This window comes from Pseudomonas sp. ES3-33 (assembly GCF_000952175.1).
GTDB classification, from domain to species: Bacteria; Pseudomonadota; Gammaproteobacteria; order Pseudomonadales; family Pseudomonadaceae; genus Aquipseudomonas; species Aquipseudomonas gregormendelii.
On record NZ_JZRI01000074.1, the window covers coordinates 153,007 to 179,970 of the forward strand.

Below are 26,964 nucleotides of genomic sequence, written 5' to 3' on the forward strand. Positions count from 1 at the left end.
CAGTCCCGTGGCTACTGGCCTGTATTTTCCGGACGGAAAGTCGCCAGGCCCAGCCACTTGTCGTCCGCAAACTAAGGTTCGATGTGCTCCTCTGGACGTTTGACACGCCGTCCGTCTTCCTTCGATAGCTGCGAGAAGATGGCAGCCGCCAGCATCGCCATGATGCCCACGGTCACGAAGGTCAGCTGGAAGGCGCCCAGCACCGTGTCCACGCCGTCATTGCCGACTTCGGCGGTGAAGCCGCCGAGCAAAGCGCCGGCGCAAGCAACTCCCAGGCTCAGGGACAATTGCGCAACCACGGACAGCAAGCTGTTGCCGCTGCTGGCGCTGGCGTCGTCCAGGTCGATCAGGGTCACCGTGTTCATTGCAGTGAATTGCAGCGAGTTGATTGCACCCAGGATCGCCAGCATGCCCAACAGCAGCCAATAGGGCGTCTGCTCGCTGACCAAGCCCATGCTCGCGAGCATCACCCCCAGGGCCAGGGTGTTGCCAGTCAGCACGATGCGATAACCCAGGCGTTCGATCAGCGGCCGAGCCACCGACTTGGCGACCATGGCTGCGGCGGCCAGTGGCAACATGCTCATGCCGGCCTGGGAGGGCGAGTAGCCCAGCGCCACTTGCAGCAGCAGCGGTACAAGGAACGGCAAGGCGCCGCTGCCGAGGCGGGCGAACAGATTACCGAGGATGCCCACGGCAAAGGTCCGGGTCTTGAACAGCGAAGGCGCAAACAGCGGATTGTCGATGTGCCCGGCTCTTAGCCAATACGCAGCGAGGCAGGCCATGCCGGCGAACAGCAGCAACATCACGCGCAGGTGCGGCAGGTGCAGCTCGCCCAGGCCTTCCATGGCGATGGTGATCAGCACCATCGCGGCGCCAAACAGCAGGAAGCCAAGGCTGTCGAAGCGGGTACGCTCGGTGCCGCGCAGGTCGGGAATGAATTTCCACACGGCGTAGCAACCGATGACACCCACCGGCAGGTTGAGCAGGAAGATCCAGTGCCAGGACAAATACTCAACCATCCAGCCGCCAGTGGTGGGGCCCAGCAGTGGGCCGAGTAGACCGGGGATGGTGATAAAGCCCATGATCCGCACCAGCTCTGACCGCGGATAGGCGCGCAGCACTACCAGGCGACCGACCGGCAGCATCAGCGCGCCGCCCAGGCCCTGGATGACCCGGGCGCCGATCAGCATGCCCAGGCTATTGGACAGTGCGCACAGCAACGAGCCGATGCTGAACAGCAGGATGGCGCCGAAGAATATCTTGCGGGTGCCAAAACGATCGGCGATCCAGCCCGAAGCCGGGATCAGCAAGGCGACGGTGAGCATGTAGGCAATGATCACGCCTTGCATGCGCAACGGATCTTCCGCCAGATCGCGGGCCATGGCCGGCAGTGCGGTGTTGAGGATGGTCCCATCGAGGGACTGCATGAAAAAAGCGATGGCCACCACCCAAGGCAGCCAGCGGGCGGTGACGGGATCCAGAGGCGGGCGATTGGGCATGGGACCTCTTGTCAATTGGAACAACGCACCTGTAGAAGCGAGCTTGCTCGCGATGGTTGTCAACGATAACGCGGGGCATCTGATGCCCCTCAGCGCTCTCCGGTTTTTCGCGAGCAAGCTCGCTCCTACAAGGATTTGTGGATTTACAGGGTCAGGGTTAACCGACTGATCAGCGCGCCCGGCAACAACGCCGAGGCCGTTGCCCGCTGACTATAGGTGCTGGCGGACAGCAGGAGTTCCCGCTCCTGCGTCAACGCTTCCAACTGAGAACCGAGCAAGCTGTAGGCCGTGTCATCAAAGCGCATGGTGCTCACCGGTGCCTGTATCTCGCCGTTCTCGACCCAGAACGTGGCGAACCGCGTCATGCCGGTCATGCGGGCGCCTGGCTGGTCCGAGTAATTCAGATACCACAGGTTGCTGATGTACAGGCCGGTCCCCAATTGCTTGAGAATGTCGGCGTCCGGCAACGTACCAGCCGCCATGTTCACGGCGCTGGGCGATTCACCGCTGCCGGCGCCGTTGGCGGCCAGGCCATATTCGGCGGCGCTGCGTGAGCCCACCAACTGCTCGCCCGCCCGGCCTTCGACGATCAGCTTCAGGTCGCTGCGCGGATAACCTTCGCCGGAAAACGCCGGGCTCAACGAACCGCTCACGTGTTCATCCAGCGACACCAGCGCACTGAATGCCTGGTCGCCGGCATAGAGCTTCTGCAGCGGGCTGCTCTTGCTGGCAATCGACTGCGCGGAAAACCCGCCCCAGCACAGCATGCCGATGATTTCTTCCAGCGCAGCAGGTGCGAGGTAGGCGCGGTACTGACCCGGCGCCAGGGTGCGTAGCGGGCGGCCGAGAAATTCAAGTTGCTCGCGGGCTTGCTCGAAGCGTTTGGCAAAACCCTCGCTGTTCCATTCATGCCCGGCATAGCTGGCTTTTACCGCCTGGCCGTTCTCGTGAAACAGGCTGAAATCGAAATTGAAACTGTTCGCCTGATGCCAGCCGAACGCTCCCGAAGAGCTGGCGAAACCGCGGCTGATCGGACCCGCTGCGTAAAAGCCCACAAGGTCCAGGCCTGCCGCCGCGCGGGTGATTTCAGCCACGGCCTGCGCTGTCTCCGGTAGCGGATGATCCTGCACGTTCTGGCTCTGCCAGTCGTTGAAGTTGAGCAGCAGGTACGGGTCTTCCGGTAATAGCGGCAGGGTGTCGCGCAGCTGCTGCAGGCCCTCGGCCAGACGCTGGATATCTGCCCGGAGGTCATCCGACAGGGTGATGTCGAGGTCGGCGTGGCGGCCCTGGTCGATCAGCTTGAAGCCGATGCTGGCCTGCTGCACCTGTCCGGCCTGGCGCACCTTGCCATGGTTGAACCGCACGAAAGCCGAGGACTCGGCGGCGTAGCTCAGGGTGAACTGTTCCGGCTGGCGAATGGCGTCCTGCAGCCAGGTCACCAGGGCCTTGAACGACTCGGCCTGATTGATTGGAATACTCATCAGGCGTCTCCCCCGAATACATCCACGTTGCTGAATACACAGGCGGGCGAGGCATGGCCTACGCGGATCACCTGATTCGGTTCACCTTTGCCGCAGTTCGGTGTGCCTAATACCTTGAAGGTGCTGGCGTCGCCGACGGCGCTGAGGTTTTTCCAGAACTGTGCAGAGATTGCCCGGTAATTAGGGTTTTTCACCACGCCCTTGAGTTCGCCATTCTCGATCAACTGGCCCCACTCGCAGCCGAACTGGAATTTGTTGCGTGCATCGTCGATCGACCAGGAGCGGTTGGTGCTCATCAGGATGCCGTGCTCGATATTGCCGATGAGTTGCTCCAGCGGTTGATCCCCAGGCTCAATGTTCAGGTTGGCCATGCGATCGATCGGCGGACGGTTCCAGCCACAGGCGCGACTGTTGGCTACGCCCTCCATGCCCGCACGAAACTGCGAGAGGGCACCACCCAATGGCCGCAGCAACAAACCTTGCTTGATCAGAAACTGCTTGCTGGCGGCGCTGCCATCGTCGTCATGCCCGTAGCTTGCGAGTTGTTCGGGAATGTCCGGGTCGAAGGTCACGTTGAGCAGGTGCGAGCCGTACTGCAGTTGACCGAAGTCTTGCGCCTTGACGAAGCTGGTGCCCGCGTAATTGCGTTCATCGCCCAGGATGCGGTCCAGCTCCAGGGGGTGACCGATGGACTCGTGGATTTGCAGCATCATCTGGTCGGGCATCAATAGCAGGTCACGCGTGCCTTGCGGGGTGTTGGGTGCCAGCAGCAACTGCAGGGCCTGATCCGCTACTTGCGGACCGGCGCCGATCAGTCCGCAGCGGCTGATCACGTCGGCACCGCCCTGCTGGCCAAAGTTCTCGCGGCCCAGGCTGCGGGTCTGGCTGTCGTTCCCATCGTAGGCAGTGACGTCGAGGCCCGGGTAAACGAAGCGCTGGGCCTGGCGCAACTCGGCGCCGGCGCTGTTGAGGTAGATCTGCTCGACGTGGGTGACGCCGATGCTGACCTGCCAGTTCACCAGCCGCTCATCCTTGGGTACAGCTGCGGATTCGGCGCCGAGCAGCTGATAGCAATCACTGAGAGAGGGGAAGGGCTGATCGAGATTGGGCGAAAAGTAGTCGGCGCGATCACTGGAAACGGCCTGCTCGCGAAGGTCGAGCAAGGCATGAGGCTTGAATAGTCGGGCTTGTTGCTCGGCTTTCTCGAGTGCTGCTTGCAGGCCTGGTTGCGACAGGTCGTTGGTCGCCGCATAGGCTTCAACGCCATTGACCCGCACCGTCAGCATGGCCCCTTCGTCGCGGCTCAGGCTCGGCGGTTCGGCGACGTTCTTGCGCACTGACAGGTACTGGCCGGACTCGCGCACATAGCGTAGCGAAAAGAACTCGGCGCCCGTGCGCAAGGCAGCAAAGCGCTGCTTGAGCTGGGGGTGGAAATCGAACATTCGGGAACCTCCCTGGATGGAGTGGCGGTGACGCGGTGTGGCGAAGGGGGTGAAACGTTTGCGTGGCGCTAGATTAGGCCTGGGCGTGGGGTAGATCAAGGGCGTGGGCAGAGGGGGTAGGGATTGCCGGGTGTATCAGGGTGCAGATGTGTGGTTGTTGGGCCGGGCCCTTTCGCGAGCAAGTCGAACGGCGCACCGCCGCTCCCACATTGGATATTCAGTGAGCACAGATTATGTGAACACCCGAGATTCCTGTGGGAGCGGCGGTGCGACGTTCGACTTGCCCGCGATGGCCGCGCCGCAGTCTGACTGTCTTACTGAGCAGTCAGGCTCACATCCCGCATCGGCTTGCCACGTACCGGAGCATCACCGGCCACATAGTAATCCGCCGTGCTGCGCGGCAGAGGCTGGCGGCCGCGGATCTTGTCGGCGATTTTCTCGGCGATCATGATCGTTGGCGCATTCAGGTTACCGGTGGTGATGATCGGCATGATCGAGGCATCGACCACTCGCAGACCCTGCATGCCATGCACGCGGCCTTCGCCATCGACCACAGCCATTTCGTCGGTGCCCATCTTGCACGAGCAGGACGGGTGGAACGCGGTTTCAGCGTGTTCGCGGATGAACTTGTCGAGCTGCTCATCGGTTTGCACTTCGATGCCCGGGCTGATTTCACGGCCACGGTACTGGTCCAGCGCCGGCTGTTGCATGATTTCACGGGTCAGGCGAATGCCGTCGCGGAATTCCTGCCAGTCCTGCTCGGTGGCCATGTAGTTGAACAGGATGCTCGGGTACTCGCGCGGATCCTTGGACTTGGCCTGGATGCGACCGCGGCTCGGCGAACGCATGGAACCCATGTGTGCCTGGAAACCGTGCTCTTTCACACCGTTGCTGCCGTTGTAGTTAATCGCCACCGGCAGGAAGTGATATTGGATGTTCGGCCAATCGAAATCTTCGCGGGTACGAATGAAACCGCCGGCTTCGAACTGGTTGCTGGCGCCGATGCCGGTGCCGTTGAACAGCCACTCGGCACCGATGGCTGGCTGGTTGTACCAGAGCAGCGATGGGTACAGCGAAACCGGTTGAGTGCAAGCGTACTGCAAGTACAGCTCGAGGTGATCCTGCAGGTTTTCGCCAACGCCTGGCAGGTCGTGGACCACCGGGATGTCGAGCTTGTTCAGCAGTTCGGCCGGGCCGACGCCGGAGCGTTGCAGGATTTGCGGCGAGGCAATGGCGCCGGAGCACAGCAGCACTTCCTTGCGGGCACGGGCTTCAACGCGCTCTTCTGCAGCGCCGATCAGGTAACGCACGCCGACCGCACGCTTGCCTTCGAACAGGATCTTGTCGGTCAGGGCGTGGGTGACGATGGTCAGGGTCGAACGCTTCTTGGCCGTGTCCAGGTAGCCGCGAGCGGTGCTGGCGCGACGACCGTTCGGCGTGACGGTGCGGTCCATCGGGCCGAAGCCTTCCTGCTGGTAACCGTTCAGGTCTTCTGTGCGCGGGTAACCGGCTTGCACGCCTGCTTCAACCATCGCGTGGAACAGCGGGTTGTTGCCGGCTTTTGGCGTGGTCACGCTGACCGGGCCCTCGCCACCGTGGTAGTCGTTCGGACCGATGTCACGGGTTTCCGCCTTGCGGAAATACGGCAGGCAGTTCAGGTAGTCCCAGTCTTCCAGGCCAGGCAGCTTGGCCCAGTTGTCGTAGTCCATGGCGTTGCCGCGGATGTAGCACATGCCGTTGATCAGCGAAGAGCCACCCAGGCCCTTGCCGCGACCGCATTCCATCCGGCGACCGTCCATGTGTGGTTCAGGATCGGTTTCGTAGGCCCAGTTGTAGCGACGGCCTTGCAGCGGAAACGCCAGGGCGGCTGGCATCTGCGTGCGGAAGTCCAGACGGTAATCCGGGCCACCGGCTTCGAGCAGCAGGACGGTGACGCCTTCGTCTTCAGTCAGACGGGTCGCCAGGGTGTTACCGGCAGAGCCGGCACCGATGATGATGTAATCGAATTCTTGGGACATTGAATGCACCCTCTTTGAAGTAGGTCAGGTCAGACCGTTGCGATTGCTGCGCACTCGATCGCCAGCAGGCTGGCTCCCACATTGGAATGCGTACTCCTGTGGGAGCCAGCCTGCTGGCGATGACGGCCTCGCAGGCGAAGCAGATGCCGCCTTAGAAAACCGAGGCGTAATCGCCCAGTTCGACCTGTACCGATTTGATGCGCGTGAAGTTGTTCAGCGAGCTGATGCCGTTCTCACGACCAACACCCGACTGCTTGTAGCCACCCACCGGCATCTTCGCGTCGGACTCGCCCCAGGCGTTGATCCAGCAGATACCCGCTTCCAGTTGATGAATCACACGGTGAGCGCGGTTCAGGTCCTTGGTGACAATGCCGGCGGCCAGGCCGAAGTCGGTGTCGTTGGCACGACGGATCACTTCTTCTTCGCTGTCGTAGGTCAGGATCGCCATCACCGGCCCGAAGATTTCTTCGCGAACGATGGTCATCTCGTCGGTGCAGTCGGTGAACACGGTCGGTGCCACGAAGGCGCCTTTGGCGAATTCGCCTTCGGTCAGACGGCTGCCGCCGCACAGAACGCGAGCACCTTCTTCTTTGCCCTTGGCGATGTAACCCAACACGCTTTCCATGTGGGCGAAGCTGACCAGCGGGCCGAAGTTGGTGTTCTCGTCTTCCGGATTGCCGATGCGGATGCGCGCTACACGCTCGGCGATCTTGGCTTCGAACGCAGCTTTCAGATGGGTCGGTACGAACACGCGAGTGCCGTTGGTGCAGACCTGGCCGGAGCTGTAGAAGTTGGCCATCATCGCGGTGTCGGCGGCACGATCGAGGTCGGCGTCGTCGAAAATGATCAAAGGCGATTTGCCGCCCAGCTCCATGGTCACTTCCTTGAGCGACGAGCTCGAAGCGCTGGCCATGACTTTCTTGCCGGTGTCGGTGCCGCCGGTGAAGGACACTTTCTCGATGCGCGGGTGCTCGGTCAGCCAGGTGCCGACTTCACGGCCGCTGCCGGTCAGAACGTTGAACACGCCAGCCGGAACGCCGGCTTCAGTGTAGATTTCGGCCAGTTTCAGGGTCGTCAGGGAAGTGACTTCACTTGGCTTGAAGATCATTGCGTTGCCGGCTGCCAGGGCAGGGGCAGATTTCCACAGGGCGATCTGGATCGGGTAGTTCCAGGCGCCGATACCGGCCACCACGCCCAACGGCTCGCGACGGGTGTAGACGAAGGAAGTGTCGCGCAGCGGGATCTGCTCGCCTTCGATGGCCGGTACCAGGCCTGCGTAGTATTCCAGCACGTCCGCACCGGTGACGATGTCGACGTACTTGGTTTCGGAGAACGATTTGCCGGTGTCGAGGGTTTCCAGGGCTGCCAGTTCATCGTTGCGCTCGCGCAGGATGTCGACGGCGCGACGCAGGATGCGCGAACGCTCCATCGCGGTCATCGCGGCCCAGATTTTCTGGCCCTTTTCGGCGCTGACCACGGCGCGTTCCACGTCTTCCTTGGTCGCGCGCTGGACGTTGGCGAGGACTTCACCGTTAGCCGGGTTGATGGCTTCGAAGGTAGCGTCGCTGCTGGCATCGCTGTAGCCGCCATCAATGTAGAGTTTTTGCAGTTCGAAACGGGCCATAAAGTCCTCGCAAGAGCATAAGTGGGTTGGCGGTAACCACTGCTGGTAAAGCCAGTTCCCCTAAGGTTGTGGCAACACCGATCAGTAGCAGTTCAGGGGTTGAGCGTTTATGTGTGCTCTAACTCACCTGCTTGGCCAATTGGAAATCCATGTATTCGTAAGCGATCTGGTGCGCCTGGGCAGTGTCGAAAGCATCTCCGGACAGCGCACCGCGCAACCACAAACCGTCAATGAGCGCCGCCAGGCCGCGGGCTGCACTGCGCGCGTCATCCAGCGGCAGTACGCGGCGGAACTGGCAACACAGGTTGGAATACAGACGGTGATCGTTGATCCGCTGCAACCTGTGCAATGACGGGTGGTGCATGCTGGTGGCCCAGAAGGCCAGCCAGGTTTTCATTGCCGGGCCATTGACCTGGCTGGCGTCGAAGTTGCCTTCGATGATCACCTGCAGATGGGCCCGCGGGCTGTCATCTGTCAGCGCCTGACGGCGTGCGGTGACGTTCTCGCTGAGGACACTCATCAGATACTGCGCCGTGGCAGCGATCAGGCCATTCTTGTCCTGAAAATAGTGACTGATGATGCCGTTCGAGACACCGGCCAAACGGGCGATCAGCGCAATGCTGGCGTCCCCCATTCCAACCTGATCGACAGCCTGCAAAGTGGCTTCGATCAACTGCTGACGGCGGATGGGTTGCATACCGACCTTGGGCATCTTGCACATCTCCTTAGGCCTTCCGGCAGACGTGGAACGTCTATCGGATTGAAGGCCAGTCTATTTTGTTTTGATTGAACGTTCAATCAATAAAGAATAAGCTCTGCGACAAATCGTCGCTATTTACAGTTTTTTGCCTGCGTGTAAATGGCGATAAACCGACATCAAAAATCGCTCGAAACCTGTGCGCCCCGGTGCTTGGGGACTTTCAGGCATTTTCGGGGTGTCTTTATATCACCCGCTGGTCGGCTGCCAACTAACCGATTGGTCGGGTACCGCTTTGCCTTGTGTTCTTCTCTCGCACTGCCCGGAGCATCTGTGCCATGAGTTCTGCCTCTCTTATAAAGACCCCACCCGAGAAGGTGACGGTCAACGGTTGGGTGTTCTACACCTCTACCGCGCTGATCCTGTTGTTGACCGCCATTCTGATCATTGCCCCGCAAGAGGCCGGCAGAGTGCTCGGCGTCGCCCAGGCCTGGTTGTCCCGCAGCTTCGGCTGGTACTACATGGTGGTGATTGCCGCTTACCTGGTGTTTGTCATCGGCCTGGCGTTCTCGTCCTACGGCAAACTCAAACTGGGCAGCAAGGACGACACCCCGGACTTCAGCTATGGCGCCTGGGCGGGCATGCTGTTCTCGTCGGGTATCGGCATCTCGCTGTTGTACTTCGGTGCATCCGAACCGCTGGATCACTACTTCAACCCGCCGGAAGGCGTGGCCGGCAGCAACATGGCTGCACGTCAGGCGGTACAGCTGACGTTCCTGCACTGGGGCCTGCATGGCTGGGCGATTTATGCGCTGGTCGGCCTTGCCGTGGCGTATTTTGCCTACCGTCATAACCAGCCGCTGGCGCTGCGTTCGGCGCTGTATCCACTGGTGGGCGAGCGCTGGGTCAAGGGCGCGGCCGGTCATGCGGTGGATGGCTTCGGGATGTTCGTGACCCTGCTGGGCCTGGTGACCAATCTGGGGATCGGGTCTCTGCAAGTGTCGTCGGGCCTGGAAAACCTGTTCGGCATGGAGCACAGCAACACCAACCTGCTGATTGTGATCATCGTGATGAGCACCGTGGCGACCATTGCTGCCGTGTCGGGTGTGGAGAATGGCATTCGTCGGCTGTCCAACCTGAACATCATCCTTTTCAGCGGCCTGTTGATCTTCGTCCTGCTGTTCGGCCCGACGCTGCATCTGCTCAACGGTTTTGTGCAGAACATTGGCGACTACCTCAACGGCGTGGTGCTGAAAACCTTCGACCTCTATGTGTATGAAGGCGACGCTGACAAGACCGAGCGCTGGATGGGCCTGTGGACCCTGTTCTATTGGGCCTGGTGGATCTCCTGGGCACCGTTCGTGGGCATGTTCATCGCGCGTATTTCCCGTGGGCGCACGGTGCGTGAACTGGTGGCCGGCGTGTTGCTGATTCCCCTGGGCTTCACCCTGGCGTGGCTGTCGATCTTCGGTAACTCGGCCCTGGACCTGGTGATGAACCATGGTGCAGTGGAGCTCGGCAAGACCGCGCTGGAACAGCCGTCCATGGCGATCTACCAGCTTCTCGAGCACTACCCGGCGTCGAAAGTGGTGATCGGCGTGTCGATCTTCGTGGGTTTCGTGCTGTTCCTGACGCCGGCGGATTCCGGCGCGGTGATGATGGCGAACCTGTCGTGCAAGGGTGGCAACGTTGATGAAGATGCGCCGCACTGGTTGCGGATCTTCTGGTCTGCGGTGATCACGCTGGTGACCATCGGCCTGCTGTTCGCCGGTAACTTCGAAGCCATGCAAACCATGGTGGTGCTGGCTGGCCTGCCGTTCTCGGTGGTGCTGGTGTTCTTCATGTTCGGCTTGCACAAGGCCATGCGCCAGGACGTGCAAATCGAACAGGAGCAGGCGGAGCTCGCAGCCCGTGGGCGGCGCGGTTTCAGCGAGCGCCTGACCCAGCTGGACCTGCAACCGAACCAGTCGATCGTTCAACGTTTCATGGACAAGCAGGTAACTCCGGCGCTGGAAGAGGCGGCGGTTCTGTTGCGTGGCCAAGGCCTGGATGTGCAGACATTGCTGGGCAAGGCCAAGCGCTGCATGGGCCTGCGGATCGAGATGGAAGAGGGTAACCCGTTTGTCTACGAAGTGAGCCTGGATGGCTACCTGGCGGCGGCAAGCGAGACGGTCTCGGCTGAAAGTGTCGATGAACCCCGGGCACGCTACTACCGCGCCGAGGTTTACCTGCACAATGGCAGCCAGGATTACGATCTGATGGGTTTCACTCAGGATCAGATCACCCGTGACGTGCTCGATCAGTTTGAAAGCCATCGGCAGCTCCTTGGCCGGGTCTATAGCTGAGTAGTCAAGTAAGCGGTGTTGCTGTCTGAAGCACCGCATCGGCTTTATCGCCAGCAGGCTGGCTCCCACAAGAGCATGCATTCCAATGTGGGAGCCAGCCTGCTGGCGATGGGGGCTTCTACTTCAACGACTGCATCACCCGATATCCCATAAACGAAAACGCCGCGATCCTCTCGCGGCGTTTTTGTGTCTGTTGTGTTACCCCAGGTTCTTGCCGAGCAGCGCGTGGTATAGCTCGCTGTCACCGAGGATCCCTACCACTTTGTTGTTGTCATGCAGCACCAGTTTGTTGCCGGTCTGGTAGCGAATCTGCAGCGCATCGCGCATGCCGATATTGGAGTCCACCAGGGTCGGCCGACGACCCAGGCCGTCCACTGCCTGTCCGGGTGCCCAGTTCTGCAGATCCAGGCTCGCACCGTTCTGGCGGGCGCCCTTGATGGTGTTGCCTTCGGCCAGGTCCAGCCATGAATCGCCGCCCGGGTCGAGGCATACCGAACCGTTGATGCGTTTGCACTTGTCCAGGGTGCGCATGAGGCTGCGGCCGCACAGCACGTTCAACGGGTTGGTGTGGGCGACGAAGGTGCGCACGTAATCGTCCGCAGGGTTCAAAACGATCTCTTCCGGCTTGCTGTACTGGATGATCCGGCCGTCTTTCATGATCGCGATGCGACTGCCCAGCTTCAGGGCCTCATCAAGGTCATGACTCACGAAGACGATGGTCTTGCTGAGCTTGCTCTGCAGTTCCAGCAATTCATCTTGCAGGCCCTGGCGAATCAGCGGGTCGAGGGCCGAGAAGGGTTCGTCCATCAGCAGAATGTCGGCGTCCATCGCCAGCGCACGGGCCAGGCCTACACGTTGCTGCATGCCGCCGGATAGCTCGTCGGGCTTTTTGTTGCGCCACTGGGTCAGGCCGACCAGCTCGAGTTTTTCATCGACCAGCTTCTTGCGTTCCTTCTCCGGACGCCCCTGCATTTCCAGGCCGAAGCTGATGTTTTCCCGCACCGTCAGCCAAGGCATCAGGGCGAACTTCTGGAACACCATGGCGATGCGCTTGGTGCGCATCATCTTCAGCTCTGCCGGGGTACAGGAAGCGATGTCGATCTGCTTGCCTTCGTGTTCGACGAACAGCTTGCCACGACTCACGGTATTGAGGCCGTTGATGCAGCGCAGCAGGCTGGATTTGCCGGAACCGGACAGGCCCATCAGTACGCAGATTTCACCTTTATCGACATCCAGGCTGGCTTTTTCCACGCCGACGATTTGCCCGGTTTTTTTCAGGATCTGGTCGCGGGTCATGCCCTGATCGAGTAGCTTGAGCGCCTCGCGCGGGTCCTTGGAAAAGATTACGTCGACGTCTTCGAAGCGAATAATGCTCATGCGTCACCCCCTACTTTAGCGTCGGGTTGTTTGCAGATACGGTCGAGCATGATCGCCAGCAGTACGATCGCCAGGCCCGCTTCGAAGCCCAGGGCGATATCAGCAGTGTTCAGTGCGTTGACCACGGGTTTGCCCAGGCCATCGGCGCCCACCAGTGCGGCAATCACCACCATCGACAACGACAGCATGATGCACTGGGTGATACCGGCCGCAATGCTTGGCATCGCGTGGGGCAGTTCAATCCGTGAGAGCAATTGACGACGCGAGCAGCCGAAGGCTTTGCCGGCGTCCATCAGTTCCTGTGGAACATCCCGGATACCCAGGTAAGTCAGGCGGATGGGCGCGGCGATCGCGAACACCACCGTGGAGATAAGCCCCGGCACCACGCCCAGCCCGAAGAGGGTCAGGGTAGGAATGAGGTAGACGAAGGTCGGCACGGTCTGCATCAGATCGAGCACCGGACGCATCATGGTGTAGAACATCGGCTTATGCGCGGCAACGATGCCCAGCGGCACGCCGATGACCACGCAGACCAGGGTGGCGAACAACACCTGGGCGAGGGTTTCCATGGTTTCCTGCCAGTATCCCAGGTTGAGGATCAGCAGGAAGGAGGCGATGACGAAAACTGTCAGTCCCCACTTTCGTTGAATGAAATGCGCAAGTAGTGCGATAAGGCCGATCAATGCCAGCGGGTTGAACCAGGTCAGCGCAAAAGTCACGCCGTGGATCATCGTTTCCAGAGACACGGCGATGGCGTCGAAGGTGTTGGCGCCATGTTGCGTCAACCATTCGACGAAGCTCGCAATGTACTGGCCTAGAGGGATTTTCTGATCAATCAGCATGGTATTGAACGTCCGCATGCAAGGAAATAACAGCCCGGGTGAGCACGCTCACCCGGCATAAACGATGCTCCTGAATTCAAGGCTGCGCGAGTTTGGCTTTCACGGCCTCCAGGCCTGGTTTACCGTCAATGGTGGTTACGCCAGCGAGCCAGGTATCGAGCACCTGTGGATTCTTTTTCAGCCAGGCCTTGGCAGCCGCGTCAGGCTTCATCTTGTCGTCCAGGACGTTGCCCATCAGCGTGCTTTCCATGTCGAGGGTGAACGCCAGGTTCTTGAGCAGTTGACCAACGTTGCTGCATTCCTGGGCGTAGCCCTTGCGGGTGTTGGTGAAGATGGTCGCCTGGCCGAAGTTGGGGCCGAAGAAATCATCGCCGCCGGTCAGGTACTTCATCTTGAAGCGCGTGTTCATCGGGTGTGGCTCCCAGCCCAGGAATACCACGGCGGTATTGCGCCGCTGCGCGCGATCGACTTGCGAGAGCATGCCTGCCTCGCTGGACTCGACGACCTTGAAGCCGGCTTCCTTGAGGCCGAAGGCGTTCTTGTCGATCATGCTCTGGATCAGACGATTGCCGTCGTTGCCAGGTTCGATGCCGTAGATCTTGCCATCGAGCTCTTTCTTGAACTTGGCGATGTCGGCGAAATCCTTCAGCCCCTTGTTATACAACTCTTCGGGAACGGCGAGGGTGTATTTCGCGTTTTCCAGGTTGGCGCGCAGGGTCTCCACGGTACCGGCATCACGATAGGCCTTGATGTCGTTCTCCATGGTTGGCATCCAGTTGCCCAGGAACACGTCCATGTTCTTGCCATCTGCCAGCGACTTGTAGGTCACCGGCACGGAGATCATTGTAGTTTTGGTCTTGTACCCCAGTGCGTCGAGCACGACGCTGGTGGTAGCGGTGGTGACGGTGATGTCGGTCCAGCCGACATCGGAGAAGTTTACGGTGCTGCACTGGGCCGGTTCTGCAGCTTGCGCCAGAACCGGCAGACTAAGCATGGCGGCCAACAACAACGACGGGGAACCTTTCATTGACTGACTCCTTGGTGTTTTTTTCGGCAGTGTTCCGACTGGACCACCGCACTTATAGGTTGCGGTTGGATGGCGTTTTCAGACAGCTCTACCTCGGCGCCTTGCAATCGAGTCGATACGATCATGTACCAGTGAAAATCTGACGCCTACAGGGTGCGTCGTAACCAGTACAGGGATGGTCGCATCCAGTGTCGGTGACGTCGTTTACAGCTTTTTTCTGCCCTGTTTGTACCTCTGCGCCGTAAAAAAACGGCGGAACCATAGCGTTGGCGACTCGCGGCGTTGGTGGACAAGAGTGCGTCGGTTCGAGACGTCGAACGACCGGGTAAAAGCCTGATGATGCAGCCACATCGGCGGATTGCAGCTTGAGCGTAGCAGCTCCGTCACTGGGCGCTTTTGCGTCTGGAGTTGGGCATATCCAGGAGTTCGGCAGTAATGGCTATCAGCGTTTTCGACCTGTTCAAAATCGGCATCGGCCCTTCCAGTTCGCACACGGTGGGGCCTATGCGCGCCGCCGCACTGTTCGTGCAGGGCCTGCGTGAGAAGGGGCTGCTGGATCAGGTCCGGCGCGTCGAAGTGCAGCTGTATGGTTCGCTGTCGGCCACCGGCATCGGTCACGGTAGCGACAATGCGGTGATCATGGGCCTGATGGGTGAGTGGCCGGACGCGATCGATCCGTCGCAAATCGGCATTCGTATCGCCACCCTGCGCGAAACCGACGAGTTATTGCTCGATGGTCATCTGCCGGTGCCGTTCATCTGGGCCCGGGACATGCGCCTGATCGATGAAAACCTGCCGTTCCATCCCAATGCCATGACGTTGGTGGTTGAAGGTGATACGGGAGAACTGCACCGCGATACCTACTATTCAGTGGGTGGCGGTTTTGTCGTGGATCAGGCACAGGCCAGTAGCGGCGTGGTGGATATGGACCGCACCGAGTTGCCTTACGATTTTTCCAGCGCGGTCGAGTTGTTGAGCTTGTGCCAGAAGCACAACCTGCGAGTTGCCGAACTGATGATGGCCAACGAAAAGGTCTGGCGCAGTGAAGACGAAATTCGTGCCGGCCTGATGAAGCTCTGGCGAGCCATGCAGGAGTGCGTCGAGCAAGGCCTCAAGCATGAAGGCATCCTGCCCGGTGGCCTGAATGTGCGACGTCGCGCCGCCAGGTTGCACCGCAGCTTGCAGGAGCTGGGCAAGCCGAATGTGATCGGCTCGACGCTGAGTGCCATGGAATGGGTCAACCTGTTCGCCCTGGCCGTCAACGAAGAGAATGCGGCGGGTGGGCGCATGGTCACGGCGCCGACCAACGGCGCGGCGGGGATCATTCCTGCGGTGCTGCATTACTTCATGAAGTTCAGCGAAGCGGTGACTGACGCCAATGTCGTCGACTATTTCCTGAGCGCGGCGGCTGTGGGGATCCTGTGCAAGAAGAACGCTTCCATCTCCGGGGCTGAAGTCGGCTGCCAGGGTGAGGTCGGTTCGGCCTGCGCCATGGCGGCGGCGGGGTTGGCGGAGATCCTCGGTGCCACGCCGGAGCAGCTGTGCAACGCGGCTGAGATTGGACTTGAACACAACCTGGGGCTGACGTGTGACCCCGTGGGCGGACTGGTGCAGGTGCCTTGCATCGAGCGTAATGCAATTGCCGCGGTGAAGGCGATCAATGCGGCGCAGATGGCGTTGCGCGGTGACGGGCAGCACTTTATCTCGCTGGACCGCGTGATCCGGACTATGCGTGATACCGGGGCGGACATGCATGACAAATATAAGGAAACCTCGCGCGGTGGATTAGCGGTCAGTGCGGTGGAGTGCTGATATCGGGTTGAACCCATCGCGGGCAAGCCCGCTCCCACAGGATTTGCTGTGCAACCAAGAAGTGGGGCACACCACAGATCCCTGTGGGAGCGGGCTTGCCCGCGATGTTGCCAGATCAGTCAAAACCGCGCGCAAAGTGAACACACCATCCTTGATACGCCACCTTTTAGCGCGTCGCTTACAGATAAGCGACTTCGACAGGATCAGGGATCCCAATCGTCGCTGACCGCCTGTCACCTGTGCTTGTGGTGACACTCTTTCAATACACGCCGCAGCCCTGTTCCCACAAGTGCTACCGATTTGCTCACACGCTAAGGGACAGAGCGCTTGATGCGATTCATGGCACTTATATCCCCCCACTCTACGTGGTCATATACAGACACATTCCGACGTCGTTTTCAGGAGTTATTGAACGCGCATTCAATTTTAGGCATGGCAATTGCTCTGTCATTACAAAGCCCGTCTCCCACGCGAGAACGATGGCAATAACAAGAGCCTCCGCCTGAGGCCATCACCCGCTTTGTGTGAGGAGATATTGCGATGACGACGTTCAACTCCGGGACTCAACCCCAGAACCGTGCGCCTCAATCCATCGGCTTTTTGCTGCTGGACAATTTCACGCTGATTTCTCTGGCGTCCGCAGTGGAACCACTGCGCATGGCCAACCAGTTGTCCGGTCGCGAGCTGTATCGCTGGACCACACTCACCGTCGATGGCGGGCAGGTCTGGGCCAGTGACGGCCTGCAGATCACCCCCGATTGCTCCATGCACAAGGCTCCCGCGCTGGACACCATCATTGTCTGCGGTGGTATCGGTATCCAGCGCACGGTCACCCGCGAACACGTTTCATGGCTACAGAGCCAGGCGCGCCAGTCGCGTCGTCTCGGCGCAGTGTGCACGGGTAGCTGGGCCCTGGCGTGCGCCGGGCTGCTGGACGGTTTTGATTGCAGCGTGCACTGGGAATGCCTGGCATCGATGCAGGAAGCTTTCCCGCGCGTGGCCATGAGCACCCGGTTGTTCACCCTCGACCGTAATCGCTTCACCAGCTCTGGTGGCACTGCGCCGCTGGACATGATGCTGCACCTGATCAGCCGTGATCACGGACGCGAACTGTCGGCCGCGATCTCGGAAATGTTCGTCTACGAGCGCATCCGCAATGAGCAGGATCACCAGCGTGTGCCGCTCAAGCACATGCTTGGTACCAACCAGCCGAAGTTGCAGGAAATCGTCGCGCTGATGGAGGCCAATCTGGAAGAGCCGATCGACCTGGATGAGCTGGCGGTATACGTCGCGGTGTCGCGTCGTCAGCTGGAGCGGTTGTTCCAGAAGTACCTGCATTGTTCGCCGTCGCGCTACTACCTGAAACTGCGCCTGATCCGCGCCCGGCAGTTGCTCAAGCAAACACCGATGTCGATTATCGAAGTGGCGTCGGTATGTGGCTTCGTGTCCACTCCGCATTTTTCCAAGTGCTATCGCGAATACTTCGGTATTCCGCCGCGTGACGAACGTGTGGGTTCCAACACCACGCAGCAGGTAGCAATGATGCCGCTGCCGCAGGCACTGGTGCTGTCGCCATTGTCGGGGCCGTTGTCGGCATTGAGTCAGGCGCGTAATGAGTCGACTTTTGCCAGCGTAAGGCTCTAAACCGAGTCGCCTTCATCGCGGGCAAGCCTTGCTCCCACAGATTGCTGCTGTTATCTGTCGGAGCAAGGCTTGCCCGCGATGGCTTCCTATCAGGCGCTACGGCTCTGCTGATACGCCGCCAATGCTGGCAGCAATTGCCTGTCGATCGCCTGGCGCACAGCCGGCAGGATGGTAGCGCTGCTGGTATACATCTGCTTGACCATGGTCCGTAGCGTTATCGCCCGTTCATCGTTCAAACCGCGCACCGCGCATTCGCAAGCCTGCTCGGCTGTAGAGCCGCTGGGTACTTGAAAGCCCAATGACTTCAGCTGGCCCAACAGGTCTTCCTGGTCAATCAAATCGGCGTGCATCATGACGCAATCCTTCTTCAGGGAACGGTGTCGTATCTCGATTCTCATCGGGGGGCGCGGTGGCGGCAAGGGCGATTTTTCGTAATGGCCGCGATACCTATGAACAGGTCGTTTTCGGCTAATTGCGTTAAGAGAGGAGTCGGCACACTGGTTACAGCTGGCTTCACGAAGGTTGGTCACCCTCGCGCAACGGCTCCTCAACAGTACCCACCTCTGCCTCGATCCTGTCACGGCTTGATCGGGGTTTTTTTTGCCTGTGGATCAGCGAAGGATGTTGTGCCTGGGCTGATGCCTTCGCGGGCAAGTCGAACCGCCGCTCCCCAGGTTAAGAGTCGGCGCTCAAGTTTGTGGTCTCCGCGATCCTGTGGGAGCAAGGCTTGCCCGCGATGAACGATGACGCGGTTTCAGCGCTGCAATACTTCATTTCGGAAGTCGGCAAAAACGGCGTCGTTCAACGGCGATCTCCTGGTTATTTTTTTGCGGGTAATGCGATCACTCGACCAATGTACTGGGGCGGCGGCACGTCGGTTTGCCCGGCGACGAGGGCTTGAAGCCTGGCCAGGGTGTCTTCGCCGAAGGGCGCCGATCGGGGGCCAGCGAGGTCGACGTGCAGCAGCATTTGCTCATTACCCGCCAGCTCCTTGACATCACCCACTAGGTGCAGGCTGTGATAAAGGTGCAAGCGCTTGCTGTCGTGGCCGATGATCCGGGTGTGTACTTCGACCTCGGCGTCGAGCTTCACTTCGTGCAGGTAATTGAGGTGCAGTTCGAGGGTGAAGAGCGAGTTGCCGCTGGCTTCTCGGTGGCTGCTGTCCATGCCGAGGCGATCCATCAGGGCGTCGGTGGCGTAGCTGAAGATCAGCAGGTAGAACGCGTCTCGCAGGTGGCCGTTGTAGTCGACCCAGTCGGGGATGATTGTGGTTTGGTAGGTGGTGAGGGTAGACATTGTTTCTGGTTCCGATGATGAGGGAGGCTGGGCTGGCCCCATCGCGAGCAGGCTCGCTCCCACACTAGGGGTTGCTCCCATAGCTGGCCAACCTGCAATCAGTGTGGAAGCGAACCTGCTCGCGATAGGGCCAGGCCTGCTGATGCTCTACTCGCTAAAAGCCATCCCGTGCTTCTGCTTGGTGGTTTTCACCGCTTCCAGCACCGCCAACAGGCAATCATCACGATAGCGCTCCAGCGCTGAAATGCTGTGGGTACCCAATTGATCACTGGTCCCGTCGACCACATCGTCAATCAACTTGTCGGTCAGTTCCGGCGCCGGCAGGTAGGTCCACGGCAACTGCAACGCCGGGCCAAACTGCGCCATGAAATGCCGCATGCCGGCATCGCCGCCTGCGAGGGTATAGGTCAGGAAAGTACCCATGAACGACCAGCGCAGACCCGCGCCAAAGCGAATGGCATCATCGATTTCACCGGTGGTCGCCACACCATCGTTCACCAGGTGCAGCGCCTCACGCCACAGCGCTTCGAGCAATCGGTCGGCGATAAAGCCGGGTACTTCCTTGCGCACATGCAGCGGACGCATGCCCAGGGATTCGTAGACTTTCATCGCCGCTTGAACAGCTTCCGGAGCCGTGTTTTTACCGCCCACCACTTCCACCAGGGGCAGCAGGTAAACCGGGTTGAACGGGTGGCCAACGACGCAGCGTTCCGGGTGGGTCGAACTCTCGTAGAACTCGCTGGGTAACAGGCCCGAAGTGCTGGAGCCGATCAAGGCGTCGGGTTTGGCTGCTGCACTGATCTTGCTGTGCAATTCGAGTTTCAGGTCCAGGCGCTCGGGGGCGCTTTCCTGAATGAAATCGGCATCGCGCACACACTCTTCGATGGTCGCGACAAAGCGCAGGCGATCCTGCGAAGCGCCGGGGGCCAGGCCTTGTTTTTCCAGGGCGCCCCAAGCGTTGGCGACGCGTTTGCGCAGGGCGGCTTCAGCACCAGGCGCGGGGTCCCAGGCCACTACGTTGAGGCCGTGGGCGAGGGCGCGGGACACCCAGCCGCTGCCGATGACACCGCTGCCCAGGGCGGCGAAGGTTTTGATTTCGGTGATGAACGTCATGGCGACTTCCTAAAAGAATTCGGTGATCCCTGTGGGAGCGGGCTTGCCCGCGATGACGGTATTCCTGCCGAAGAAAATGTATCGGTAGTACCGGCGCTATCGCGGGCAAGCCCGCTCCCACAGGTGAGGTGTGATTCGGCTCAGCCGCGCTTGGTCAGGCCCATTTTTGCCCGGCCTTCGGCTGGGGTCAGGACACGGGCGCCGAGGCGGCTGAGGATTTCGCTGGCGCGCTCCACCAACTGGCCATTGGTGGCCAACACGCCCTTGTCCAGCCAGATGTTGTCTTCCAGGCCGACCCGCACGTTGCCGCCGAGCAGTACCGCTTGCGCAGCCATCGGCATCTGCATGCGTCCGATGCCAAAGCCGGCCCAGACGGCGTTGGATGGAAGGTTGTCGACCATGGCTTTCATGGTGGTGGTATCGGCCGGTGCGCCCCACGGAATGCCCAGGCACAGCTGGAACAGCGGATCATCGAGCAAGCCTTCCTTGATCATCTGCTTGGCAAACCACAGGTGCCCGGTGTCGAAGATTTCCAGCTCGGCCTTAACGCCCAACTCTTGTATGCGCTTGGCGCCCGCGCGCAGTTGCGCCGGTGTGGATACGTAAATGGTGTCGCCATCGCCGAAGTTCAGCGTGCCGCAATCCAGGGTACAGATTTCCGGCAGCAGCTCTTCGACGTGGGCCAGGCGTGTCAGGGGGCCGACCAGGTCAGTGTTGGGGCCGAATTCCATCGGGTTTTCGCCAGCGCCGATTTCCAGGTCGCCGCCCATGCCGGCGGTCAGGTTGACGATGATGTCGACGTCCGCTTCGCGGATGCGCTCCATCACTTCGCGGTACAGCGCCACATCCCGGCTGAACTTGCCGGTTTCGGGACTGCGCACATGGCAATGCACCACGGTGGCGCCCGCCTTGGCGGCTTCCACGGCCGCCGCTGCGATTTGCTTCGGGGTGACCGGTATGTGCGGGCTCTTGGCGGTCGTGTCGCCAGCACCGGTAAGTGCGCAGGTGATGATGACGTCGTGGTTCATGAGGCAGGTTCCTGTTCTTTAGGGGAATGGCGGGCGTGATAAGTCCGTTAGCAGCCCGTTGGGGGCTGCAATTGGGCGTTCAGTCAGGGTTTATTTACTGGTCAGTTTCAGGTTTTCAGCGGCCGGTTTGCCGTCGAAGGTGGTCACGCCTTCGAGCCAGCGCTGTTTGTCCTGGGGGTGATCATTGAGCCACTGTTTGGCCGATTCGAATGCGTCCTTGTGATCCAGCAGCGGCTGCATCATCCGGCTCTCGTCTTCGGCGGAGTAGGTCAGGTTACTGAGCAGGCGGCCGATGTTCGGGCATTGCTGGGCATAGTTCGGCGAGGTAACGGTCCAGACGGTGGCCATGCCTTCGTTCGGGCCGAGCGCATCGTCGCTGCCGGTGAGATAGGTCATCTGCACATTAACGTTCATTGGATGCGGCGCCCAGCCGAAGAACACCACGGCTTCCTTGCGCCGCACGGCACGATCCACTGCCGCGAGCATACCGGCCTCACTGGACTCGACCAGCTGGAATTTGCCCAGGCCGAACTGGTTCTTGGCGATCATCGCCTTGATCTGGGTATTGGCACCCGAGCCTGGCTCGATCCCGTAGATCTTGCCGCCCAGTTCTTTCTCGAACCTGGCGATGTCGGCGAAAGTCTTCAGGCCTTTGTCTGCCAGGTAGGTCGGCACGGCAAGGGTCGCGCGGGCGTCTTTGAGGCTTGGCGCATCAAGCACCTTGACCTGTTTCGCGTCGACGAAAGGAGTGATGGTCTGGGTCATCAGCGGGTTCCAGTACCCCAGGAACAAGTCCAGGCGCTGGTCGCGGATCCCGGCGAAGATGATTTGCTGGGACGCGCTGGTTTGTTTGGTGTTGTAGCCGAGGCCGTCTAGCAGCACCTGAGTCATGGCGCTGGTGGCGATCACGTCGGTCCAGTTCACCACGCCCATGCGTACGTTCTGGCAAGAAGCGGGTTCGGCCGCCATGACACTGGCGCTCAGGAAAGCGGTACCGCTCAGTGCAAGAACACAGCTGCTGATGAGTCGTTTCATGTCGGGTTCCTCGGCAGACGTTATTGTGGGTTCCGATGTCTATGTGCACCGGTGATGCCAAGTTACGCAGCTAAGACCCCGTCAACACGCACTACGGCGACCAGCTCTTGCACTGGAGCGACCTGCCCCTTGAATGCCGCTTGCAACTGGCGTATCAACGTCCACACGCTTCCCGCCCTCTCGTTACCTGCCAGTCGAGTGCGCTCCATGTCCCAGGATTTCTACTTCTTGTTGATGCCGGGTTTTTCGGCCATAGGGTTTATCTCGGCCATCGAGCCGCTGCGGGTGGCCAATCGCTTTCGCGGTGAACTTTATCGCTGGCATGTGCTGAGCGCCGATGGCGGTGCTGTTCTGGCCAGTAACGGCATGTCGGTCAACGCCGATGCCGCGCTGGAGCCGCTCGCAAAAGGGGCGACGTTGCTGGTAGTCGCCGGCTTCGAACCGCTGAAATTCGCCACGCCCGCGCTTGAGCACTGGCTGCGCCGGCTGGACAGCGACGGCGTGACCCTGGGCGCCATCGACACCGGCAGCTTCGTCCTCGCCGAGGCAGGGTTGCTTGAGGGCCATCGCCTGACCCTGCACTGGGAAGCCATCGACGCGTTCAAGGAGTCCTATCCGCTGCTCAGCGTCACCCAGGAGCTTTTCGAGATCGACCGCAGGCGCATTACCTCGGCGGGCGGCACGGCGTCAATTGACCTGATGCTCGATCTCATCGGCCAGGCCCACGGTCCGGAACTGGCGATTCAGGTCAGCGAACAATTCGTACTCGGTCGCATCCGCCCGCGCAAGGATCACCAGCGCATGGAAGTAGCCAGTCGGTACGGCATTCGCAACAAGAAACTGGTGCAGGTGATCGGCGAGATGGAACGCCACAGTGAGCCGCCGTTGAGTACGCTGGCCCTGGCCGAATCGATCAAAGTGACGCGGCGCCAGCTGGAGCGCCTGTTTCGCTTGCACTTGAATGACACACCGAGCAATTTCTATCTGCGATTACGACTGGAAAAGGCCCGGCAACTGCTGCGGCAGACGGACATGAGTGTGCTGGAAGTGAGCATTGCGTGCGGGTTTGAATCGCCGTCGTATTTCACCCGCAGTTATCGGGCGAAGTTTGAGCGGTGCCCGCGGGAAGACCGACGTACCGCAAAAGCATGAACACAGAAAATGTAGGATCTGCGTGGGCTATTACTTCTTCATCAGCGCAGAACACGCCGCCTTGTACGCCTCATGCTGATATTTGTTCAGCGTCCCCGGCAGTTCAAAATTGTGCTTCTTGGCCTGGGCATTGATCGTCTGTGGCGACAGCAGCGTCACCTCACAACTGTCCAGCAACTGAAAAACTCCCTCGATCTTGAAGGTGGTCGGCCCACCGGCAAACTCGCCTTTCTTACTGCGCTTCTTGATCACGATCCGGTCGATTGAGTTCTCCCGAATGAACGATGCCACCTGTGCGGCAAACACTTTGACGTTGGCCGCTTCGTCGTCATCGTCCAGGGCAATTTTCTTGGTGGCCAGGGGCAGGTGGCTGAGCGCCTGATTGTCGAGGGACGCGACGGCGATGATGGCTTCACTGCCTTTGATTTCAATGCCGCAGATTTTCATTTCGTGCCCTTCTAAGTCGGTGAAGTGTGATGGTGGCGCAGCCTTGAGGTGAAGTCACGGCATGAGTGTTACAGGGTGGTGGACTGCCCCCGACGATCCAGTTCAAACACTTTGTTCTGTTGCAGGCGCGTCTTCAGCCAGCGTTCGGCTTTGCCCATCTTGCGTGTACGGGCCCAGAGCAGGTCAACACCCACATGCCAGTCGGTGTGGGGATACGCACCCAACTGCAGTTCGACCAGTTCGCCATTGGCCAGTTCACGCTGGATCAACTGGCGCGGCAACGTGGCCCAACCGAGGCCGGCACGGACCATTTCCAGCAGCGCCAGGTAGTTTTCGGCCTGCCAGATCCGAGTGGAACGCAGGTACTCGCTGCTGGGCAGCTTTTCGGCGTGTGCGCTAAACGCCAGGCGGCGGTGCACGTGCAGGTCTTCGAAGGTCACGCTGCTCAATTTCGCCAGCGCATGTGCGGGGTGACAGACGTGCAGCATGATCAGCTTGCCCATCTGCTGGAATTCGAGCTGCGGCGGGTACTGCGGCTGGGAGAAGGCGATCCCCAGCACGGCCTGGCCCTGGGCTACGAGTTCGCTGACATCCCCATATACAGGGTGCCTGATCACCAGATCGACATAGGGGAAAGCCTCTTCGAACTCCAGCAGCACCGGCATGACGGCGTTGTAGGGCGTTTCAATGGCCAGTGACACGCTGGGTTCGATCGCGTCGGACAGGCAATCCGCATGGGCCTGGAGGGTCAGGCAACGTTCCAGCACCGACTGCGCCTGCAACAACATTTTCTGGCCGGCCTGGGTCAGCACCGGGTTGCGATTCGAGCGATCGAACAGTTCCACGCCCAGGTCCTGTTCCAGATTGGAAATCGCCACGCTCACGGTTGATTGAGTCTTGCCCAGCTTGCGCGCGGCCGCCGAGAACGACCCGCTGTGCACGGCCTGGACGAATGTTTGCAACTGGTCCAGAGAGAACTGCATGGGCGTGACCTCAAGCGAATATATCTATCGTTAAAAACGATGGTTGCTCATTTGCTCCATCGTTTACAAGCAGAGAATATCGGACCTGAAACGACCTCTTCTGCTGCATCGATTTGCGCTGTGCCTGGCCTGTGGACGCCTCCCAGGACTACAAGAAAAAAGCACTTCAGGAGACATTCGATATGAGCAATTCACAGGTTCATCCGGTGGACGAAATCCTGCCGGTTCGCCAGTTGGTGACATTCGGTTTGCAGCATGTACTGGTGATGTATGCAGGTGCGGTGGCGGTACCACTCATACTGGGCAGCGCACTGGGGCTGACATCGGCGCAGATAGTGACGTTGATCAATGCGAATCTGCTGACGTCGGGCATCGCCACGATGATTCAGACCCTCGGCTTCTGGAAGTTCGGGGCGCGCCTGCCGCTGATACAGGGCTGTTCATTCATTGCGCTGGCACCAATGATCATGATCGGCAAGGAGTTCGGGCTCACTGAAGTGTTCGGCGCGGTGATCGCGGCGGGGGCGATCACCATTGCCATGGCGCCCGTGTTCAGTAGGTTGCTGCGGTTCTTTCCGCCCGTGGTGATCGGCAGCCTGATCACCATCATCGGCATTTCCCTGATGCCTGCCGCGGCAATCTGGCTAGGTGGCGGCAATCCTGATTCCGCAGATTTCGGTGCGCCATCGAACCTGCTGCTGGGGCTGGCCACGGTCATCGTTACATTGGTGATCTATGCCAGGTTTTCCGGCTTCATTGGCAACCTAAGCGTATTGATCGGCTTGTTCGTGGGCAGCCTGATCGCGGCAGCGTTCGGCATGACGCACTTCGGGCAGGTGAGCAGCGCAGCCTGGTTCGAGCTGAGCCCGCCCATGGCCTTCGGCATGCCGCAGTTTTCACTGATGCCGATACTGGTCATGACGTTGGCGATGTTGGTGATCATGGCCGAAACCACCGGTAACTGCCTGGCGATCGGCAAATTGACCGGCAAGACCACCACGCAAACAACTCTTGGCAATGCATTCCGTGCCGATGGGCTATCAACAATGCTCGGCGGGTTGTTCAACAGCTTCCCCTACAACGCCTTCACCCAAAACACCGGCCTAATTGCGCTCTCCAACGTCAAGAGCCGGTATGTCGTGGCTTCGGCGGGGGCAATCATGGTGCTGATGGGCCTGTTTCCCAAACTGGGTGCGCTGATCGCAGCGGTGCCGACGCCGGTGTTGGGCGGTTGCGCCGTGGTGATGTTCGGCATGACCACGGTGGCCGGTATCCAGGAGCTCTCACGGGTGACATTCGAGGGGACTCGCAACGCAATCATCGTTGCCGTATCGATAAGCGTCGGTGTGCTGCCGATGTCGTTCCCGGCGCTGTTCGAACACGCCAGCGGCACTCTCAAACTGGTACTGGAAAGCGGAATCTTCCTCGGTGCGATCACCGCGATTGTGCTCAATATCCTGCTCAATCCGCAGAGCAGGCGCGAGCCGGTGGCACCCGCCGCCGAGCTGGCCGACTGACAGGTGTTTAGCCCCTGGCCGACGCGGTCAGGGGCACAGTTGAACATAATAAGGAGTTTTACATGACAAGCTTCACTTGCGCTGTACCTGCCGGCATCACCGAGCTTGATCTGCAACTGCTGCGCCGCTCTCTCGAACTGGCAGAGGACTCGAAGGCCCGTGGTCGTCATCCGTTTGCTGCACTGGTCGCCGATGGGGCCGGTAACATCATTGCGGCGGCGGGCAATAATTCCATGCCGCCGGAAGGCGATCCCACCCAGCATGCCGAACTCGCTGCAGCCGCGCAGGCGGCCAAGCTGCTAAGCCCGGCAGACCTGGCACAATGCACGCTCTACACCAGTGCCGAACCCTGCTGCATGTGTGCGGGGGCGATTTACTGGACGGGCATTGGCCGAGTGGTCTACGCGCTGTCCGAGCATGCCTTGCTGGGGCTCACGGGTGGCCACCCGGAAAACCCGACGTTCTCGTTGCCGTGCCGGGAAGTGTTCGCGCGCGGCCAGCGACAGATTCCGACATTCGGGCCGATGTTGGAAGCAGAGGCTGCGCGCGCGCATGAAGGGTTCTGGACGTGACTGGGTAGGGCGG

22 protein-coding genes and 1 pseudogene are annotated in these 26,964 nt (G+C 60.2%); 7 read left to right on the top strand and 16 right to left on the bottom strand.

Annotated elements, in window-relative coordinates:
- Positions 1 to 71 precede the first annotated feature (71 nt).
- The 6 genes from mdtD to betI form a co-directional block, all read right to left on the bottom strand.
- A complete protein-coding gene (gene mdtD, locus UB23_RS13820) occupies positions 72 to 1,499 on the bottom strand; it encodes a multidrug transporter subunit MdtD (protein WP_045059877.1) in 1,428 nt (475 codons plus the stop codon).
- Between the two features lie 143 nt (positions 1,500 to 1,642).
- Positions 1,643 to 2,980, bottom strand: coding sequence for a TldD/PmbA family protein (locus UB23_RS13825; protein WP_045059878.1), 1,338 nt, complete (start codon positions 2,978 to 2,980; stop codon positions 1,643 to 1,645).
- A complete protein-coding gene (locus tag UB23_RS13830; protein WP_045059879.1) occupies positions 2,980 to 4,422 on the bottom strand; it encodes a TldD/PmbA family protein in 1,443 nt (480 codons plus the stop codon). The genes UB23_RS13825 and UB23_RS13830 overlap by 1 nt, the downstream gene beginning before the upstream one ends.
- A gap of 314 nt (positions 4,423 to 4,736) precedes the next feature.
- Positions 4,737 to 6,440 carry a choline dehydrogenase gene (gene betA / locus UB23_RS13835; RefSeq protein WP_045059880.1) on the bottom strand — a complete coding sequence of 568 codons (1,704 nt, stop codon included), beginning with the start codon at positions 6,438 to 6,440 and terminating at the stop codon, positions 4,737 to 4,739.
- Between the two features lie 151 nt (positions 6,441 to 6,591).
- Positions 6,592 to 8,064, bottom strand: coding sequence for a betaine-aldehyde dehydrogenase (gene betB, locus UB23_RS13840; RefSeq protein ID WP_045059881.1), 1,473 nt, complete (start codon positions 8,062 to 8,064; stop codon positions 6,592 to 6,594).
- Positions 8,065 to 8,182: 118 nt separating this feature from the next.
- Entirely contained in the window at positions 8,183 to 8,776 is a 594-nt protein-coding gene (betI, locus tag UB23_RS13845; RefSeq protein WP_045059882.1) for a transcriptional regulator BetI, read from the bottom strand.
- 380 nt (positions 8,777 to 9,156) lie between these two features.
- Between betI and UB23_RS13850 the strand changes: the two are divergent.
- Positions 9,157 to 10,702, top strand: a pseudogene (locus UB23_RS13850) (BCCT family transporter).
- Between the two features lie 44 nt (positions 10,703 to 10,746).
- Entirely contained in the window at positions 10,747 to 11,106 is a 360-nt protein-coding gene (locus tag UB23_RS30750; protein ID WP_205940125.1) for a hypothetical protein, read from the top strand.
- A gap of 198 nt (positions 11,107 to 11,304) precedes the next feature.
- On the opposite strand, the gene choV is transcribed toward UB23_RS30750, so the two are convergent.
- The 3 genes from choV to UB23_RS13865 form a co-directional block, all read right to left on the bottom strand.
- Positions 11,305 to 12,483: a choline ABC transporter ATP-binding protein gene (gene choV, locus UB23_RS13855; RefSeq protein WP_045059884.1), complete on the bottom strand. Its 1,179-nt coding sequence runs from the start codon at positions 12,481 to 12,483 to the stop codon at positions 11,305 to 11,307.
- Positions 12,480 to 13,325, bottom strand: coding sequence for a choline ABC transporter permease subunit (gene choW, locus UB23_RS13860; protein WP_045060006.1), 846 nt, complete (start codon positions 13,323 to 13,325; stop codon positions 12,480 to 12,482). The genes choV and choW overlap by 4 nt, the downstream gene beginning before the upstream one ends.
- Positions 13,326 to 13,401: 76 nt before the next feature.
- Positions 13,402 to 14,352, bottom strand: a complete 951-nt coding sequence (locus tag UB23_RS13865; protein WP_045059885.1) for a choline ABC transporter substrate-binding protein — start codon at positions 14,350 to 14,352, stop codon at positions 13,402 to 13,404.
- A 435-nt stretch (positions 14,353 to 14,787) separates the two neighbouring features.
- Here UB23_RS13865 and UB23_RS13870 point away from each other — a divergent pair, with 435 nt between their 5' ends.
- Both UB23_RS13870 and UB23_RS13875 read left to right on the top strand, forming a co-directional pair.
- Positions 14,788 to 16,164, top strand: a complete 1,377-nt coding sequence (locus tag UB23_RS13870) for an L-serine ammonia-lyase (RefSeq protein ID WP_045059886.1) — start codon at positions 14,788 to 14,790, stop codon at positions 16,162 to 16,164.
- Between the two features lie 540 nt (positions 16,165 to 16,704).
- Entirely contained in the window at positions 16,705 to 17,808 is a 1,104-nt protein-coding gene (locus tag UB23_RS13875) for a GlxA family transcriptional regulator (RefSeq protein WP_045059887.1), read from the top strand.
- 89 nt (positions 17,809 to 17,897) lie between these two features.
- Here UB23_RS13875 and UB23_RS13880 read toward each other — a convergent pair whose 3' ends face one another.
- From UB23_RS13880 to choX, 5 genes are all read right to left on the bottom strand, one after another.
- The gene (locus tag UB23_RS13880; RefSeq protein WP_045059888.1) at positions 17,898 to 18,161 is read right to left on the bottom strand and encodes a hypothetical protein; all 264 of its coding nucleotides are present in this window, start codon (positions 18,159 to 18,161) and stop codon (positions 17,898 to 17,900) included.
- 466 nt (positions 18,162 to 18,627) lie between these two features.
- The gene (locus UB23_RS13885; protein ID WP_045059889.1) at positions 18,628 to 19,104 is read right to left on the bottom strand and encodes a thioesterase family protein; all 477 of its coding nucleotides are present in this window, start codon (positions 19,102 to 19,104) and stop codon (positions 18,628 to 18,630) included.
- Between the two features lie 147 nt (positions 19,105 to 19,251).
- A complete protein-coding gene (locus UB23_RS13890) occupies positions 19,252 to 20,217 on the bottom strand; it encodes an L-carnitine dehydrogenase (protein WP_045059890.1) in 966 nt (321 codons plus the stop codon).
- Between the two features lie 140 nt (positions 20,218 to 20,357).
- A complete protein-coding gene (locus tag UB23_RS13895) occupies positions 20,358 to 21,245 on the bottom strand; it encodes a 3-keto-5-aminohexanoate cleavage protein (RefSeq protein ID WP_045059891.1) in 888 nt (295 codons plus the stop codon).
- A gap of 90 nt (positions 21,246 to 21,335) precedes the next feature.
- Complete coding sequence (choX, locus tag UB23_RS13900) at positions 21,336 to 22,280, bottom strand: choline ABC transporter substrate-binding protein (protein ID WP_045059892.1); 945 nt, start codon at positions 22,278 to 22,280, stop codon at positions 21,336 to 21,338.
- A gap of 207 nt (positions 22,281 to 22,487) precedes the next feature.
- Here choX and UB23_RS13905 point away from each other — a divergent pair, with 207 nt between their 5' ends.
- Positions 22,488 to 23,432: a GlxA family transcriptional regulator gene (locus UB23_RS13905; protein ID WP_045059893.1), complete on the top strand. Its 945-nt coding sequence runs from the start codon at positions 22,488 to 22,490 to the stop codon at positions 23,430 to 23,432.
- Positions 23,433 to 23,462: 30 nt separating this feature from the next.
- Here the strand turns inward: UB23_RS13905 and UB23_RS13910 are convergent, their stop codons facing one another.
- A complete protein-coding gene (locus UB23_RS13910) occupies positions 23,463 to 23,879 on the bottom strand; it encodes a DUF3010 family protein (protein WP_045059894.1) in 417 nt (138 codons plus the stop codon).
- Between the two features lie 68 nt (positions 23,880 to 23,947).
- On the bottom strand, positions 23,948 to 24,862 hold the full coding sequence (locus UB23_RS13915; protein ID WP_045059895.1) for a LysR family transcriptional regulator: 915 nt from the start codon (positions 24,860 to 24,862) through the stop codon (positions 23,948 to 23,950).
- Positions 24,863 to 25,044: 182 nt separating this feature from the next.
- Here UB23_RS13915 and UB23_RS13920 point away from each other — a divergent pair, with 182 nt between their 5' ends.
- The gene (locus UB23_RS13920) at positions 25,045 to 26,379 is read left to right on the top strand and encodes a nucleobase:cation symporter-2 family protein (protein ID WP_045059896.1); all 1,335 of its coding nucleotides are present in this window, start codon (positions 25,045 to 25,047) and stop codon (positions 26,377 to 26,379) included.
- 62 nt (positions 26,380 to 26,441) lie between these two features.
- Positions 26,442 to 26,951, top strand: a complete 510-nt coding sequence (locus UB23_RS13925; RefSeq protein ID WP_045059897.1) for a nucleoside deaminase — start codon at positions 26,442 to 26,444, stop codon at positions 26,949 to 26,951.
- The last annotated feature ends 13 nt before the right edge of the window (positions 26,952 to 26,964 follow it).